The organism is Sorangium sp. So ce321 (assembly GCF_051530195.1).
Lineage (GTDB): Bacteria > Myxococcota_A > Polyangia > Polyangiales > Polyangiaceae > Sorangium.
Map to the genome: position 1 here is coordinate 8146789 of NZ_CP150329.1, position 15750 is coordinate 8162538.

15 protein-coding genes are annotated in these 15750 nt (G+C 71.3%); 6 read left to right on the forward strand and 9 right to left on the reverse strand.

Going from position 1 to position 15750, the window contains the following annotated elements:
- The first annotated feature begins 24 nt into the window (after window positions 1-24).
- The 3 genes from WME89_RS29905 (at window position 25) to WME89_RS29915 (ending at window position 3823) form a co-directional block, all read left to right on the forward strand.
- Complete coding sequence (locus WME89_RS29905) at window positions 25-1320, forward strand: vWA domain-containing protein (RefSeq protein ID WP_438003107.1); 1296 nt, start codon at window positions 25-27, stop codon at window positions 1318-1320.
- A 366-nt stretch (window positions 1321-1686) separates the two neighbouring features.
- The gene (locus WME89_RS29910) at window positions 1687-2373 is read left to right on the forward strand and encodes a polysaccharide deacetylase family protein (RefSeq protein ID WP_438003108.1); all 687 of its coding nucleotides are present in this window, start codon (window positions 1687-1689) and stop codon (window positions 2371-2373) included.
- 22 nt (window positions 2374-2395) lie between these two features.
- The gene (locus WME89_RS29915; protein ID WP_438003109.1) at window positions 2396-3823 is read left to right on the forward strand and encodes a glycosyltransferase; all 1428 of its coding nucleotides are present in this window, start codon (window positions 2396-2398) and stop codon (window positions 3821-3823) included.
- Between the two features lie 11 nt (window positions 3824-3834).
- Here the strand turns inward: WME89_RS29915 and WME89_RS29920 are convergent, their stop codons facing one another.
- The 3 genes from WME89_RS29920 to WME89_RS29930 form a co-directional block, all read right to left on the reverse strand.
- Entirely contained in the window at window positions 3835-4281 is a 447-nt protein-coding gene (locus tag WME89_RS29920; RefSeq protein ID WP_438003110.1) for a hypothetical protein, read from the reverse strand.
- On the reverse strand, window positions 4278-5159 hold the full coding sequence (locus tag WME89_RS29925) for a TIGR02587 family membrane protein (RefSeq protein WP_437662371.1): 882 nt from the start codon (window positions 5157-5159) through the stop codon (window positions 4278-4280). Before WME89_RS29925 ends, WME89_RS29920 begins: the two co-directional genes overlap by 4 nt.
- Before the next feature lie 75 nt (window positions 5160-5234).
- Window positions 5235-5729, reverse strand: coding sequence for a hypothetical protein (locus tag WME89_RS29930; protein WP_437617984.1), 495 nt, complete (start codon window positions 5727-5729; stop codon window positions 5235-5237).
- 190 nt (window positions 5730-5919) lie between these two features.
- Between WME89_RS29930 and WME89_RS29935 the strand changes: the two genes are divergently transcribed.
- Window positions 5920-6663, forward strand: coding sequence for a hypothetical protein (locus WME89_RS29935; protein WP_438003111.1), 744 nt, complete (start codon window positions 5920-5922; stop codon window positions 6661-6663).
- A 90-nt stretch (window positions 6664-6753) separates the two neighbouring features.
- On the opposite strand, the gene WME89_RS29940 is transcribed toward WME89_RS29935, so the two are convergent.
- The 6 genes from WME89_RS29940 to rfbB all read right to left on the reverse strand — a co-directional run bounded on the left by WME89_RS29940 (window position 6754) and on the right by rfbB (window position 11820).
- The gene (locus WME89_RS29940) at window positions 6754-7191 is read right to left on the reverse strand and encodes a MerR family transcriptional regulator (protein ID WP_437662357.1); all 438 of its coding nucleotides are present in this window, start codon (window positions 7189-7191) and stop codon (window positions 6754-6756) included.
- Window positions 7188-8165, reverse strand: coding sequence for an aldo/keto reductase (locus WME89_RS29945; protein WP_438003112.1), 978 nt, complete (start codon window positions 8163-8165; stop codon window positions 7188-7190). Before WME89_RS29945 ends, WME89_RS29940 begins: the two co-directional genes overlap by 4 nt.
- Before the next feature lie 77 nt (window positions 8166-8242).
- Entirely contained in the window at window positions 8243-9202 is a 960-nt protein-coding gene (locus tag WME89_RS29950; protein ID WP_438003113.1) for a Gfo/Idh/MocA family protein, read from the reverse strand.
- Window positions 9203-9371: 169 nt separating this feature from the next.
- Entirely contained in the window at window positions 9372-9779 is a 408-nt protein-coding gene (locus tag WME89_RS29955; RefSeq protein ID WP_438003114.1) for a sugar 3,4-ketoisomerase, read from the reverse strand.
- Between the two features lie 83 nt (window positions 9780-9862).
- A complete protein-coding gene (gene rfbA, locus WME89_RS29960) occupies window positions 9863-10741 on the reverse strand; it encodes a glucose-1-phosphate thymidylyltransferase RfbA (RefSeq protein ID WP_438003115.1) in 879 nt (292 codons plus the stop codon).
- Window positions 10738-11820 (reverse strand): dTDP-glucose 4,6-dehydratase, encoded by a 1083-nt coding sequence (gene rfbB / locus WME89_RS29965; protein WP_438003116.1) that lies wholly within the window; start codon window positions 11818-11820, stop codon window positions 10738-10740. Before rfbB ends, rfbA begins: the two co-directional genes overlap by 4 nt.
- 616 nt (window positions 11821-12436) lie before the next feature.
- Here rfbB and WME89_RS29970 point away from each other — a divergent pair.
- Together WME89_RS29970 and WME89_RS29975 are read left to right on the forward strand one after the other, a co-directional pair.
- Window positions 12437-15394 carry an acyltransferase domain-containing protein gene (locus WME89_RS29970; protein WP_438003117.1) on the forward strand — a complete coding sequence of 986 codons (2958 nt, stop codon included), beginning with the start codon at window positions 12437-12439 and terminating at the stop codon, window positions 15392-15394.
- Window positions 15391-15681 carry a hypothetical protein gene (locus WME89_RS29975; protein ID WP_436619827.1) on the forward strand — a complete coding sequence of 97 codons (291 nt, stop codon included), beginning with the start codon at window positions 15391-15393 and terminating at the stop codon, window positions 15679-15681. Before WME89_RS29970 ends, WME89_RS29975 begins: the two co-directional genes overlap by 4 nt.
- The last annotated feature ends 69 nt before the right edge of the window (window positions 15682-15750 follow it).

Genomic DNA, 15750 nt, shown 5'->3' on the forward strand with positions numbered 1-15750 from the left:
AAAACCGACAAGCATTCGGAATCATTGGACAAAGCAGCACATGGCGCCGCGACACAAGCGCGCGGCGCCGCGGCGCCGGCGCCGGAGCCCGCGGGGCCCGGCGGCGAGGGCGAGCGCGAGGACGCGCTCGCGGCGTGGCTCGACGCCTTCGTGCGCGATCCGGGGTTCCTGGAGCGGTACCCCTGCTACGCGGCGATCCTCGCGCGGCTCGCGCCGGTCGCGGACCCTTCGGTGAAGCGCATGGCGGTCTCGCTGTTCGACGGCCGCTTCTTCCTCCACGTGAACGTGGAGTCGTTCATGAGCGAGCCCTTGTTCCTGCGGGGCGTGCTCCTGCACGAGGTGCACCACGTGGCGCTCGGGCACCTCTGCCACCCGAAGTTCGCGGGCGCGGACGAGCCCGAGCTGATGGACCTCGCCCTCGAGATGTCGGCCAACGAGTACATCGAGGAGCCGCTGCCCGACCCGATCCGCTGGCAGCCGTACGCCCAGCTCGGCCTGCGCGGCGGCCAGAGCACGCTCGAGCGCTACGACCTGCTCGTGAGCGCCGCGCGGGAGGGCAAGCTGCCGCAGCGGGGCGGCGAGGCGGTCGACGACCACCGCGTGCTCCGCCGCCCGTCGCGGGAGCCGGGCGCGGTGGAGCAGACGCGGCAGCTCCTGCTCCGCGCCGCCGAGGAGGCGGACGCGCTCGCGGGCGACGGCGACCCCGCCGATCTGCCGGGCCTGCTGCTCGCGGGCAAGACGCCCGGCCGGCTCGTCGAGGAGCTCACCGACGTGCTCGGCCCGCGCGCGCACCCGCTCGACTGGAAGACAGCGCTGCGGATGTTCGTGGCGCGGGAGCGCGCGCCCGTGCACACGTACGCGCGGCCCAACCGGCGCTTCCCGGGCCGCATCGGCGAGGTGCCCGGCAGGACGTACGCGCCGCGGGCGATCGCGAAGCCGTCGGTGCTCGTGGCGATCGACACGTCGATGAGCATGCGCCGCGACGAGCTGGAGGAGATCGCCCGGCAGCTCCAGGCGATGAGCGAGGTCGCGCGCATCACCGTGGCCGAGTGCGACACGGAGGTGGCGCGCGTGTACGCCTTCGAGGGGCGGCTCGGCGACGTGGCCGGCCGCGGCGGGACCGACCTGCGGCCCGTGTTCGCGCCGGAGTTCCTGGCGGCGCGCCGGGTGTCGGGGGTGATCTATTTCACGGACGGCGCCGGGCCCACGCCGCCGGCGCCGCCGCCGCTGCCGGTGCTCTGGGTCCTGACGAAGCCGCTCGAGTTCGCGTGCCCGTGGGGCGAGCGGGCGTGGCTGGAGCGGAAGCCGCGGCAGCGGTGAGCGGGAGAGCGGCGTCTCCGGGGTCAGCCGCGGAGAAGCTCACGCCTAATCCATCGTCGCATTGACGAGCGCTATCCGGCGACGTCGGCGGCCTGTCCGCATTGAAGCGCGTCACGTGCGCGCGCCATCACCGGCCGTCTTCAACGCTCGGCGGGGCGCAGCGGGCCGCGCACACCGGCAGCGGCAACGGATCGAGCGCCGACGTCCGCGACGCACAGGACCGGTCGCCTCATGATGGGATGGCGTTGCAGAGACACCCCACATTGCTAAATGCACAATTCGGCAGTTACCATTTTGTTGCACTATCCGCTCTCGCGGCGCCGAGCAGGAGGACTGGAGCTCACCTGCGGAGCAAAAGGGGCATACATGGGCTTCTTGCGACAGACGGTCAAGCGAATCGCGACGATGGCGCTCCCCCACCGCATGCTCATCGAGCGCGGGCCTTCGTTCGGAGAGCGCGCGTTCATCGCCGGTCGATCCGGCCGGGGCGCCGCGGACATCGCGCTGACGTTCGATGACGGCCCCCACCCCGAGCACACGCCACGACTTCTCGACTGGCTCGCCGAGCACGAGATGCACGCGACGTTCTTCGTCCTCGGCAACATGGCCCGGAGTCGCCCCGACCTCGTGCGCCGGATCGTGGCGGACGGACACGAAATAGGCAATCACACCTACACGCATGTGTCGCTGGAGCATGCGTCTCCTCCGCTGCTGCGCGCGGAGGTGGGGACGACCCGGGCGCTCCTCGAGGACCTCACGGGGAGCCCATGCCCGCTGTTCCGTCCGCCCTGGGGGAAGGTCTCGGCCCGCGCGCTCCTTCAGCTCTGGAGCGATGAGCACACCGTGGTCCTCTGGAGCGATGACCCTCGTGATTACGCCATGCGGTCGCCCGAGGCCGCCACGGCGTGGTGTGCGCACTACAGACCCCGGAGCGGGGACATCCTCCTCCTTCACGACACCTCGTTCATCGCCAGCGCGCTGGTCTGCGAGCTCGTGGAGCGCACGGGCCGGCAAAACCTCCGGTTTTCACGGATCAGTCAGTACATCGCGTGAACATCTCGTCGAGGGGGGAACCATGATCTTCGACAACAGCGTTCATTTCCGTGACAGGAGACAGCACGGAGCAGCGAGCGAGGCAGCCGCCCAGGTCGCGCTCGATTTCGATCGAGCGGCTGGGTCTCGGCGGCTCTTGCTCATCAGCTATCACTTTCCGCCTGTCGGCGGGGCGGGGGTGCAGCGCCCGGTCAAGTTTGTGAAGTACCTGCGCCGCTTCGGCTGGGAGGTCAGCGTGCTCGTGGCGGCGAACCCGTCGGCCCCGCTCTCCGACGAGAGCCTGCTGCGCGACATCCCGGCGGAGACGCACATCGAGCGCGCGACGACCTGGGAACCGAGCTATACCTTCAAGGCCAAGGTCGCTTCCGGCCCGCCGGCGGCGACCTCCACGCCTGGACCGCGCCGGCGCCTCGCCCGGGCGTTGCGCGGAGCGGCCACGCTCGCGCTGCAGCCCGATCCGCAGGTGCTCTGGCTTCCCTCGGCGCTGCGCGCGGGCAGCGACCTGCTGCGCCGGGTTCATCACGATGCCATCCTCGCGACCGCCCCGGCATACTCCAACCTCGTCCTTGGGGCCCTGTTGAAGAAGCGCTTCCGGCTGCCGCTCGTCGTCGATTTTCGTGATGAGTGGGACATCAGCCAGTGTTACCTCGAGAACGCGCGTCAGGATTCTTTCTCCTGTGCCGTCCAGAGCTGGATGCAGCGCTACGTCTTGCAGCAGGCCGATGCCCTCACCTGCACGACGCTGTCGAGCGCCCGGCGGCTCCAGGACCGCGCTCGCGAGGCGGGCAGCCAGGCCGAGTCGACGTGCATCTACAACGGCTTCGACGAGGACGACATCACGCCTGGGACGATCGCGGCCGACATCTCCATGCCCGAGAAGGATGTCTTCCGGCTCATCTATACGGGCACGCTCTGGAACCTGACGAGCATCGAGCCGCTGGTCACCGCGATCGAGACGATCGACGCGTCCCTGCCGGAGAGGCTCGCGCACCTGGAGCTCGTCATCGTCGGGAGGAGAACCGAGCAGCAGGAGAAGCTCCTCGACCGGATCAAGAAGACGCGATGTCGCTTGCGCCTCGAGCCCTACTGCGACCATACGCGCTCGATCGCCTGGATGAAGTCTGCCGACGCGCTCTGCATGCTTCTCAGCGACGTCGAGAACGCGCATCGGGTCATACCGGCGAAGATGTTCGAGTATCTCTCGATCGGGAAGGAGATCCTCGCGATCGTCCCCGACAGCGAGGCGGCCGATATCATCAAGGAGCACGACGCCGGCAGCCACTTCCGTCCGGGCGAAGTGCTCGAGATCGTGGGCTGGCTGCTCGCGCGCGTGCAGGGTGGACGGCGCATACTCCCGAACAACCATGCCGCCAAGATCGCGCGGTTCACCAGGGAGCGGCTCTGCGAGCAGCTCGTGAGGGTCCTGGATCATCTCCCCGTCGCGCCCTGAGGACGTGGCCTTCACTTCACCTGGTAGTGCAGCGCCCGCGCCTCGACCGACATGCCTCGCGGATCGCCCGGCACATAGAAGTAGAGCTCCTGCTCGGATCGCTTGCCCAGGTAGTCGATCGTCGCCTCGACGCGCTCCGGCTCGCGGGCGCCCGGCGGCGTGTACCGGAGCTCCACGCCGAGGTCGCCCAGCATCTGCCTGCCTCCGTTCTTCACCCGGACCGGCAGCACCCACGCCTCGCCGTGCTGCTCGGCCCGATCGGGCAGCGCCCGGACCTCCGGCACGACCGAGCCCTCGGAGCTCGTCAGCCCCTCGTACACAAGGAACACGACCAGGGCGAGGATCAACACCGCGCTGACCCCGAGGGAGAGCCACTCGGCCAGGCGCCTCCCGATCCGCCGGCCCTTGCGGCCCTCGCCGGGCTCCTGCCCCTGCCCCTCCCCCTTCGCCGCGCTCATACAATCAGCCTCCCCGCGGCGCCGCCGACGATCGCCGGCAGGCCGAGCGTGACAACGCTGGCCACCAGCGTCGGGAGGTCGCTCGTGGCCTCGCGCTCGCCGATCAACAAGAGCAGCGCCAGCGCGATCACCAGCGACACGGCGCACGTCATCAGCGTCTCGAACGCCCGGCTCTGAAACACGCTCTTGACGTACACGTCGTGTCGCTCGAACCCCGAGGCGAACAGGATGACGTAGCACAGCGCCACGCTCACTCCGAGGATCGCGAGCTGCCGCCAGGGCGAGAGCCGCGACGCGATCATCACGACCTCCTCCGTCGACGCGATGTTCAACGTGAAGAGCAGCGAGCCCGCGGCCGCCGCCGAGAAGTCCCGCAGGTCCGCCCTGAGCTGCAGCGCCTCCGGATCCCCCTCCGGGGGCTTCTCCCCCTCCTGATCATCCCCCGTGCGCGATTTGTCCCGGACCTGCGCGTTCGCGAACGCCACCCCGAGGCTCACCGCGGCCGCCTGCAAGATGACCTTGCCGACGACCTCGCGGGGCGCGCGGTCGAGGGTGATCTCGCCGATCAGCGCCAGGATCGCGGCCGAGAGGACGATGCCGATCCCCACCGACGTCACCGTTTCGATGGCGACGCCGAGGAGGGTGTCCTCGTTCCGGAAGCCGGACTCCAGCGAGCAAAGGAACGTCACGACCAGCGTCAACACGAGGATCCCGCCGAGGTGCCACGCCGGGAGCATCATCCCGTGGAACCACATCTCCATCGTGTAAAGCAGGGGCATCCCCACGATCGCCCCGCCGGCGACCGCCGCGGTGAGATCCTTCCCCTCCCGGCGCCACCCGTGCGGATCGCTGCTCTGCTGCGCTCTCGGTTCGGCCACGTCGCGCCGACTTGTACACCAGATTCGGCCGGCGGTCGGCCGCGTGGACGCCCTGGCGACGCGGCCGCTCGCCCGCTACTGAGCCCGCCGGAGCGTGGCCACGCCCTTCCAGGGCGGCGTCTGCGCGTAGACGATGAGCTCCTTCTCCCCGGAGAACTCGCACACCGCCTCGTAAGCGACCCCCGCCTCGTCGTACGAGATCAGCTTGAACCGGTTCCACGCGGGCTCGCGGATCTCGTAGGCGCGGTCGACGTGAAGGCCGGGCGAGTCCGCGAGGATGCGATCGCCGTCGAAGCGGATCGCCAGGTGCGCGTACTGGAACTCGAGCATCGACGCGAGCATCGGCTCGAGCGGCATCTCCGGGTCGAAGCGGACGAGCCGGAAGGTGCCGCGCAGGCGCGCGTCGATCGACGCGATCTCGGCGGCGGTCCCGCCGGAGCCCTGGGCCTTACCGGAGCCGCAGCCGGCGACCTGCGCGGCGAGGGCGGTGGCGCCGGCCACCAGGAGGAGGCGGAAGGCGCGGAGCTGCCTGGGGTGGCGCAACGAGGACCGGCTCGCCGAGGGCGACATGGGCGGAGCTTAGGGCTGGCGGTCGAGCTGCGCAAAGAGGAGTCGGGGTGCGCGATCGCCCGCACCGGCGCGCCTTGCGCGGATCCAGCGCGCTCCACACAATGATCGGGCGAGCCGATCAGCTCACGAAGCCCGTCGGACGGCGCTGCGCTGGCCGCGGCCGATCGGGGCGCGCTCGCCGGGGGGCAGCATGGCAGACGTCGTACGGGGCACGGACTGGGTCGCACGCCTTCCCGAGCGCGCCTGCGCGGCGCGCGAGGACGCCCTCCTCGAGGCGGTGCAGGCAGGCCTGCTGGCGCCCATCAGCTGGGCGCCGGTGCACAGCGAGCACGGCGAGCACCGCGCGACCTTCCTCGTGAGCGCGGACGCGCTCCGCATCGGCGACGCGGAGGACTCCATCCGGATCAACGCCTCGGCGCGGACGACGCAGCGCATCGCCGATCTGCTCGAGTGCGCGATGCTGACGACCCGCCTCTGCGACCTCGTCTGGGAGCAGGCCAGCGTGCGGATCCCGCCGTGCATCGGCGCCCCGGATCCGACGATGGCGAACACCTCGCGCATGCTGGAGCACCACCGCCGCGTCGAGGAGCGGGTCGCGGGGCGCGCCGGGCTCATCGAGAACGTCGGCAAGCACTGGGTCCTCACGAACCGCCTCGCCGGGAGCCGCGATCGCGCCGCGAACTACGGCTGGTACGACGCGAGCGCCGCCCACCGGCACGGCCAGCACGCCCTCTGGCAGCCGCTCGGGCTCGCGCACGACCTGCATCACGTGGACTACTCGCAGGTGGTCCGGCTCGTGCGGCGGCGGTGCACGGTGGACGGGGCCGAGCGCGAGCTCCTGGACGTCATGACCGACCCGGAGCTCGCCGGCCTCGTCTCGTCCGAAGGCCCGCTGCGCGTCCTCCGGCAGCCCGGGGTGCCGGAAACAGCGTGAGCGCCGCCCCCGGCACCCGCGCGCGGCCCGCCCGCAGCAAGCGCCGGGGCCCCTCGCGGCCCGCCCGCGGCGGGCGCACGAGAGCAGCGCTCACGACGCGCGCTTGCGCGCGCTCTGCTCCTCGAGGTCCAGGTACAGGCTCACCTTCTTCTCGATGATCGCGAGGTGCGCCTGCTGCTCCGCGAGCTTCGCGGCCACGTCGTCGCGGTGCGCCTCGAGCAGCGCGCGCCGCTCGGAGATCGTCCCGTCGCCGCGCCGCACGAGCGCCGCGTACGCGAGCATGCGGCGGATCGGCATGCCGGTCGCGTGCAGCTTGCGGAGGAACTCGACCCACCGCACGTCGTCGGGCCCGTAGCGGCGGTGGCCGCTCCGCGCCCGCGACACGGACCGGATGAGCCCGATCCGCTCGTAGTAGCGGAGCGTGTGCGCGCTCGTCCCCGTCGCGGCGGCGACCTCGGCGATCGTGAGCCCGCCGGCCGTGCCGGAGCGCGGCGCGGCGGCGCGCGAGGCGCGACCCGCGGCGCTCACTGGTTCACGAACTTCATGTCGGCATAGCGGAGGCCGGAGGCCGCGCCCTTCGGCATCACCGCGTCGAGGCGCCGCAGGTCGTCCGCGGTGAGCTCGATCGTCTCCGCGGCGACGTTCTCCTCGAGGTAGCTGCGGCGCTTCGTGCCGGGGATCGGGACGATGAAATCGCCCTGCGCGAGCACCCAGGCGAGCGCGAGCTGCGACGCCTTGACGCCCCTCTCCCGCGCGACGTCCTCCACCTTCGCGACGAGATCGAGGTTGCGCTGGAAGTTCTCGCCCTGGAAGCGCGGCGAGTGGCGCCGGAAGTCGTCCGGCGCGAGGTCCTCGAAGCGCTTGATCTGCCCCGTGAGGAAGCCGCGGCCGAGGGGGCTGTAGGCGAGGAAGCCGATGCCGAGCTCGCGACACGTGGCGAGCACGTCGTCCTCGGGATCGCGCGTCCAGAGCGAGTACTCGGTCTGCACCGACGCGAGCGGATACACCGCGTGGCCGCGCCGGAGCGTCGCCGAGCTCGCCTCCGAGAGGCCGATCGCGCGCACCTTGCCCGCCTTCACGAGGTCCGCCATGGCGCCGACGCTCTCCTCGATCGGCGTCTTCGGGTCGACGCGGTGCAGCTGGTACAGATCGATGACGTCGACGCGGAGGCGCTTCAGGCTCGCGTCGCAGGCCGCGCGGATGTAGTCCGGCGCGCCGTTGATGCCGCGGATCGTGCGCTCGGTGGGATCGCGGACGATGCCGCACTTGGTCGCGAGGACGACGCTGTCGCGCCGGCCCTCGATGGCCCTGCCGACGAGCTCCTCGTTCGTGAAGGGACCGTACATGTCCGCCGTGTCGAGCAGCGTGACGCCGAGCTCGAGCGCGCGGTGGATGGTCGCGATCGACTCGGCCTCGTCGCGGGGGCCGTAGAAATCGCTCATGCCCATGCAGCCGAGACCGAGGGCGGAGACCTGGAGGGGACCGAGCTTGCGCGTGTGCATGATGGGCTCCTTCTGCCACGGCGAACGGCCGCGGCGCTTCGACGCAGGCCACCGTAAGAGTTAGAGCGCGCTCGAAGTCAAGGGGGCGGGGTCGCAGCGGCGCGGCGCAGTTCGTTGAGGACGGCCGCGTCGGCGAGCAACGTCGCGGCGAGCTCATCGTGCTCGCCGCGCGCGATGGCGCCGAAGACGCTCCGGAAGAACTCCGCGAAGCTGTCGGCCGCGGGGACCTCGACCGTCCGACGCCGATCGCGCTCGGCGACGCCGAGCTGGATCGGGAGATCCGCGGGGGGCGAGAAGGCGCGGTCGATGGTCACGAGGACGTCCGGGCCAAGGACGTCCAGGCGGTTCTGGTAGGCGGTGGTCATTCCATAGTGCCCGACCAGCGAGCGGCCGCCCGGGAAGGTCATGAGCACGCTGAACGACGACTCGACCTCGCCGGCGCGCTCGACGACGCGGCAAGCGATGGACTCCGGCGCCGCGCCGTCGAGGAGGACGCGGCCGAGGGTGACCGCGTACGGCCCTAGATCGAGCAGCGACCCGCCGCCGAGCGCGGCGCGGTAGCGGTAGTTGTCCGCGGGGAGAGGCGGAAAGCTGAACGCCGCGGTGAGGCGCGTGGGCGCGCGGCCGGCGTCGCCGAAGATCCGGCGGACCTCGCGGTAGAGGGGGTGATACGCGTAGACGGTGGCCTCGGCGAGGCAAAGCCCCCGCTTCCGGGCGAGCTGGACGAGGCGCCTGGACGCCTCGACCGAGAGGCAAGCTGGCTTGTCGACCGCGACGTGAAGGCCCCGATCGAGGGCGCGCTCGGCGAGCTCCTCGTGCGTCGAGTTGACCGTCGACACGTACGCGAGGGCCGCGTCGCTGCGGGCGAGCGCCACCCGGTAATCGTCGTAGCAGCGCCCCGTCACGCCGGGCGGCAGCGCGACGTCGGCGCCCCGGGAGACCGACGCTACGTCGATGTCGCGCACGCCCAGGCTGGCGAGCGCCGGCAGCACGCGCCGCCGCGCGAGGCTGGAGTAGCCGAGGAGCAGGACCTTCACCCGCGACCCCGCTCGCAAGAGCCGCGGGAGCGACGCCCGGGCCGGCCGCGCCAGAGGACGCCGGAAGCGGCGCGCCGCGGCCGCGTCGCGCGCACGGTCACGCTCCCCTCGCCTCCTGCGGTCACGCTCCCCTCGCCTCCTGCGGTCACGCTCCCCTCGCCCCCTGAGGTCACGCTCCCCTCGCCTCCTGCAGATAGTCCTCCCAGGAGCGGATCGAGCGGGACTTGTCGTAATGGGTGCTCGCCAGGACGAGGACGACCGTATTGGGCGCGAAGTCGAGCAGCCGGATGAAGAGCATGGGCAGGATGTGGACCCCCCGCGTGGGGGAATCGAGCGCGAACTGCCGGCTGTCGACGCCGTCCGAGAGCTCGAGGACGAAGCGGCCGCGGAGGGCGACGATCACCTGCTGCGTGTCTCGGTGGGCGTGCCCTCCCCGGTCCCGGCGGACGTCGTACAGGTAATAAGCACGCTTGATCTCGAACGGGATGTCCTGCGCCCCCTCGACGAAGGTCAGCGCCCCGCGCTCGTCCACCACGGAGGGGAACTCGATCCAGCGCACGTTGTCGAGCCGACTCATAGAGAACCTCCAGTGTCATGGCCGGCCCGGAGGAGGCGCGCGGCAGACCTCGCCGGGCGCCCCCTGCCCTCCGGCCAGCGCCGCTAACGACGCACGGGGTGGTCCCTCAGGATGTTGCGCAGGTAATCCGTGTACTCGCTCGGCAGCTCGTCGGCGAGCGCGGCCAGCGCGTCCCCGTCGATGAAGCCCATGCGGTAGGCGACCTCCTCGGGGCAGGCGATCATCAGCCCCTGGCGCAGCTCGACGGTCTGCACGAAATTCGACGCCTGGAGCAGCGACTCGTGCGTCCCCGCGTCGAGCCACGCGACGCCCCGCCCGAGCATCTCGATCCTGAGCTCCCCCCGCGCGAGGTAAACGCAGTTGAGATCGGTGATCTCGTACTCGCCGCGGGCCGACGGCTTCAGCGAAGCCGCTAGTTCGCAGACCTTGCCGTCATAGAAGTACATCCCCGGCACGGCGTAGTGGCTGCGGGGCTCGCTCGGCTTCTCCACCAGGCTGACCACGCGCCCGGACGCGTCGAGCTCGACGATCCCGTGCCGGTGCGGATCGCTCACCGGATACGCGAAGGCGACCGCGCCTACCTCGAGCTTCGCCGCGCGGCGGAGCGTCTCCGGCAGGCCGGTGCCATAGAAGATGTTGTCCCCGAGCACGAGCGCGACGGGCTCGCCGCCCACGAACCCGCGGCCGATGCGGAACGCGTCGGCGAGCCCGCGCGGCTCGTCCTGCGCGGCGTAGGTGAGGCGGAGGCCCCACTGCCGGCCGTCGCCGAGGAGCCGCTGGTAGAGCGGAAGGTCCTCCGGCGTGCTGATCACGAGGATCTCCCGGATACCCGCGAACATCAAGATCGAGAGCGGGTAATAGACCATCGGCTTGTTGTAGACCGGCAGGAGCTGCTTGCTCACGCCCCGGGTGACCGGGTGGAGGCGCGTGCCGCGGCCCCCGGCGAGAATGATCCCTTTCACTGGTCCGCTCCTCGTTTCGTGTAGTTGCGCTCGATCCAGCCGTGATAGTCGTCGCGCCGCCCGATCGCGGAGAGCCACCCCGGGTTGGCGAGGTACCAGGCGATGGTCTCACGCACCCCCTCGTCAAGCGAGAAGCGCGGCCGCCAGCCGAGCTCGTGCTCGATCTTCCGGAAGTCGACCGCGTACCGACGGTCGTGCCCGGGCCGGTCCGGCACGAACTGGAGGAGCTTGCTGTACGGCCGATAGGGAGAGTCGGGGAAGCGCGCGTCGAGCACCGCGCAGATCTGCTGGATGATATCGAGGTTGGTGGGCTGATTGCCGCCTCCCACGTTGTAGCTCTCCCCGGCGCGCCCCCGCTCGATGACGCGCAGGACGGCCTCGCAGCTGTCGACCACGTAGATCCAGTCGCGGACCTGGGCGCCGTCGCCGTAGACGGGCAGCGGCTTGCCCGTGAGCGCGTTCAGGATCATCAGCGGGATGAGCTTCTCGGGGAACTGCCGCGGGCCGTAGTTGTTCGAGCAGTTCGTGATCGACGCCGGCAGGCCGTAGGTGTGGGCGTAGGCGCGGACCAGGTGATCGGCGGCGGCCTTCGAGGCGGCGTACGGCGAGCTCGGCGCGTAGGGCGTGCCCTCATGAAAGGCGGCGTCCGAGGGCCCGAGGGAGCCGAACACCTCGTCGGTCGAGATGTGATGGAAGCGCTTGCCCTCCGCCGAGCCGCCGCGGCCGAGCCACACCGCGCGGGCGGCCTCGAGCAGGCGCAGCGTGCCGACCACGTTCGTGTCGATGAACGCTTCCGGCCCGGCGATCGACCGGTCGACATGCGACTCGGCGGCGAAATGGACGATGGTGTCGATCTGCCGCTCGGACAGGAGGCGCTCGACGAGCCCCCTGTCGCGGATATCGCCGTGCACGAAGGCGTGCCTGCCCTCGCCCGGCAGCCCGCTCAGGCTCTCGACACTCCCGGCGTAGGTCAACGCGTCGAGGTTGACGACCTGCACCCCGGGCCTCTCCGTCAGCACGTACCTGACGAAGTTCGAGCCGATGAAGCCCGCCCCCCCCGTCACAAGGATCCTCTTCATGGTTGCACCTGACCCGCGCGAGCGCCCTTCACGACGCCTGACGTCCACCAAGGACCCGCAGCGCCCGGCCGTTGACGAGCGATGTCGGCCCTCCGGCCAGGCGCACGGATTCTGATCCGAACACAGAGACTGTCAACCCTCGATCGCATCGAGATCGCGCCATTCGATGGGTCGCGCGCCACGCGGCAGGCGCGCGACAGGAAGAAACACTCGCCACACCTTCACGACTCAACGACCGCGAAGAAGAAGAAGACGACGACGACGACGACGACGGACCTCTGTACCTAGGAATGGAGTCGCGCCGGACCATGAACTTTCAGTTCATTGACTGTAAAGTATTGCAAACATCGAACCGGATAAAGAGCCGGACCACGCGATGTAAAGTATTGCAAAGACCCATCACGAAACACGGGCGCCACATATAAAAATCATCAATAATAACGAACAGTTGCATACGCACAAATCCAGTCGTCACGCCCCGACCCGCGCGACCGATCGCGCGGAGGCGCTTCTCGCCTTGCTATGGAGATATTTTTCGGGGAGACTCCGCGCGCATTGAGCCGGGCGGTCTTTTCACGGCCCAGGCGCAGCGAGGCAAGGGAGCCTGTCGACACGAATGGCGTCCATCGTAGAGAAGGCGCAGCTCCGGGCGGGCGACGCGCCGAAGGAGGCGCGCGCCGAGGAGGCCAGTGGAGCTCCAGCGGCGCCGGCCGGAGGCGAGCGCGAGCGCGACAGGACGGAGCTCTTCCTCCTCTCCTCTCCCGATCGCGCGGGCATGACGCGCGCGATCGACGAGCTCCTCGCCGTCGCGGAGGCGGACCCCTCGATCCCGCTGCGGCGGCTCGCGCGCGAGCGCGGTCGCGCGCGTCACGCGCGTCAGGAGCGCGCCGAGCACCGCCTCGCGGTGATCGCGCTCGACGGCCGCGATCTCGCAGGCAAGCTCCGGCGCGCGAAGGCCGCGCTCGCGCGCGCGGAGCAGCGGCGGATGCACGTGCGGAGCGGCATCTATTACGGCAGCGGCGCGCCGGCCGGTGACACGGCGCTCCTCTTCCCGGGGCAGGGCTCACAGCACGAGGGGATGCTGGAGCAGCTCCACCGCCACTGGCCGGCCTCGCGCGCGTGGTTCGACGCCCTCGACGCGTCGTACGCGAGCGCGCGCGAGGCGCCGCCCAGCGAGACGGTGTTTCCGCGCGAGCCGGCGGCGACCGACGAAGAGCGGCTCGCCCGGGAGCGCCGCCTCGTCGACACGGAGCGCGGGGCGCAGGTGGGCCTCATCGCCAGCCTGGCGTCGTATGAGATGCTCTGCGCGCTCGGCGTGCGCGCCGACATCATGGTGGGCAACAGCAACGGCGAGCACGCCGCGCTCATCGCCGCGGGCGTCATCGCGGTGCCGGGCCGGCGCGAGCTCTGCGACGTCATCGCGCACATCGGCCTGAGCGGCCGGGCCTTGCCGGCGCCCGAGGTCCCCGAGCGCATGGTCGCGGTCAACGCCTTCGACCGGGGAGTGCTCGACGCGCTGCTCGAGCGCCACGAGGGCCAGCTGTTCATCGCGATGGACAACTGCCCCAGCCAGGTCGTGCTCGCCGGGACCGAGCCGGCGGTGGAGGCGGCGGTGGACGCGCTGGGCCGCGAGGGCGCCGTCTGCCTGCGGCTTCCGTTCGAGCGCGCCTACCACACCCCGCTGTTCGGGGCCTGGCAGCGCACGCTGCGGGCGCATTACGATCGCTTCGTGCCGGGCGCGGCGCGCACGCGGGTGCGCTGCTGCGCGACCCTGGGCCCGGTGCCGGACGAGCCGTCTCGCGCCTGGGATCTCCTGGCCGCGCAGTGGTCCTCCCCGGTGCGGTTCCGCCAGATGATCGAGGCCCTGTACGAGGGTGGGGCGCGGACGTTCATCGAGGCGGGCCCGAACAACCGGCTCACCGCGTTCGTGGAGGACACGCTGCGCGGGCGGCCGCACCTGGCCGTCGCAGCCTCCTCCCAGCACCGGAGCGATACCCTGCAGCTGAAGCACCTCGTCGGCGAGCTGTACGCCCACGGCCTCGCCGTCCTGATCGAGCCGCTCGATGGGCTATGCGACGCCGTGCTGCGGGGCGGCCTCGCGCAGGACGAGGGCCGGGAAACGGCGCTGGCCGGCGGCGACCGCGCGGCGCAGCGCGGCCGGGGGGCCGGGGAGGCCGGGCGGCCGGCGCGGCGGGAGGGCTCGATCCGCGCGCTGCACGCGGCGCTGCTGGCGGAGGCCGACGAGACCGAGGCGCGCGTGCTCTCGCTGGTCCAGCGCCTGACGCGGTTCCCCGGCGCCCTCGCGGCGGCGCCGTCCGCCGCGACGGCGCCCGCCCCCGCGGCGGCGGCGCCCGGGGGCTGCCCCCTTCTCGGCGAGGTCGTGCGGCTCGACGGCCGCGAGCTCCAGGCCGAGCGGCGCTTCGACTGGCGGCGCGACCCGTTCGTGCTCGACCACAGCCTCGGGCCGCCCTCGCCGCAGCGCCGGGCGGGCGGGCCTCACCTGCCGGTCCTCCCGTTCACGCTCAGCCTGGAGATCGTGGCCCAGGCAGCCTGGCGCCTCACCGGCCTCCAGCCCGTCGCGCTCTCGGACCTCCGCGCGGGGCGGTGGCTCGCGCTCGACCGCGGCCGGCTCACCGTCGCCATCCACGCAGAGCGCCTGTCCGGGGACGGGCGCGAGGTGAGGGTGAGGGTGCGGCTCCACGAGGTCGACGGCCCGCGGCGACACCTCGCCTTCGAGGGCACGGCCCACGCGCCCTTCGCGCCCCCGCCGGCGCCGCCCCCGGCGCTCCCGGCAGACGCGGGCGCGGCGCCGCCCCGCGCGTGGTCGGCCGCGCGCTTCTATTCGAGCTTCGCCTTCCACGGGCCCTCCTACCGTGCGATCGAGCGCGTCCTCGCGGTCGGGGAGGACAGCATCGAGGCCGATCTGGCGATCACCGATCTGCCGGGGCTCGACGCCGGAGATCTCCGGATGCACCCGGCGCTCCTCGATTGCACGGGTCAGCTCGTCGCCTTCTGGCTCCTCGAGCGGGGTGAGCGCCAGTTCGGGATATTCCCCTTCGAGGCCCGGCGCGTCGTCTGGTACCGGCGGCCCTCGGCGCCGGGCGGTCGCGTGCGCTGCCGCGGCCGCGTCCGCCTCGATCGCCCGGGCACCACGGAGGCCACGTTCGAGATGGTCGACGAGCGCGGGGCGACAGCCGCCGTCGTCGAGGGCTTCCAGCAGCGGTTCGTGCGCTTCCCCGAGGCGATCCATCGCCTGCTGTTCGGCGGCGGGGCGGGCGGGACGTTGGACGACCACGCGCCGCGCGAGGCGGGGGCCGGCGGCGTCGACGCGCTCGACCGGTCCTTCCTGACGGCGAGCTGGGGCATCTGGGCGCGGGCGCTCGCGCACGTGGTGCTCTCCGAGCGCGAGCTCGACGACTGGTATCGAGAGGACAGCGACGGCGACCGCCGCGTCGCCCGATTGCTGTCCTTCGTGGCGGCGAGGGACGCCCGCGCTCCGCGGGCGCAGCCCTCCGCCGGACGTTGGAACACGAGCAGCCCGAGCGCGGGCGTTCAGCACAAGGAGCCAGGATGAAGGTACGTACGAAGGCGGACGTGTGGCGTTGCGTCGTCGAGACGGTCGAGGAGCTCATGGAGGACCTCGACCAGGATCCCGGCGACCTGACCCCCGAGATCACGTTGATGGGCGACCTCGGGATCAAGTCGATGGATGTGATCCACCTCGTGCTCCTGCTCAAGGATCGCATCGGCAGGTCGCTCACCTACAAGGATGTATTCGGAGACGAGCAGCAACCCCCGGGCGACCTGTCGCTCGCGCAGCTCTCGGACCTGGTGTGCAAGGGGCTGCGGATCACAGCGTAGTGTGCCGGACCGATCCGGCGATCCCTCTCGCGCCCCCTGCCCCACCGGGGAGGGCGGAGCGTCAAGCCA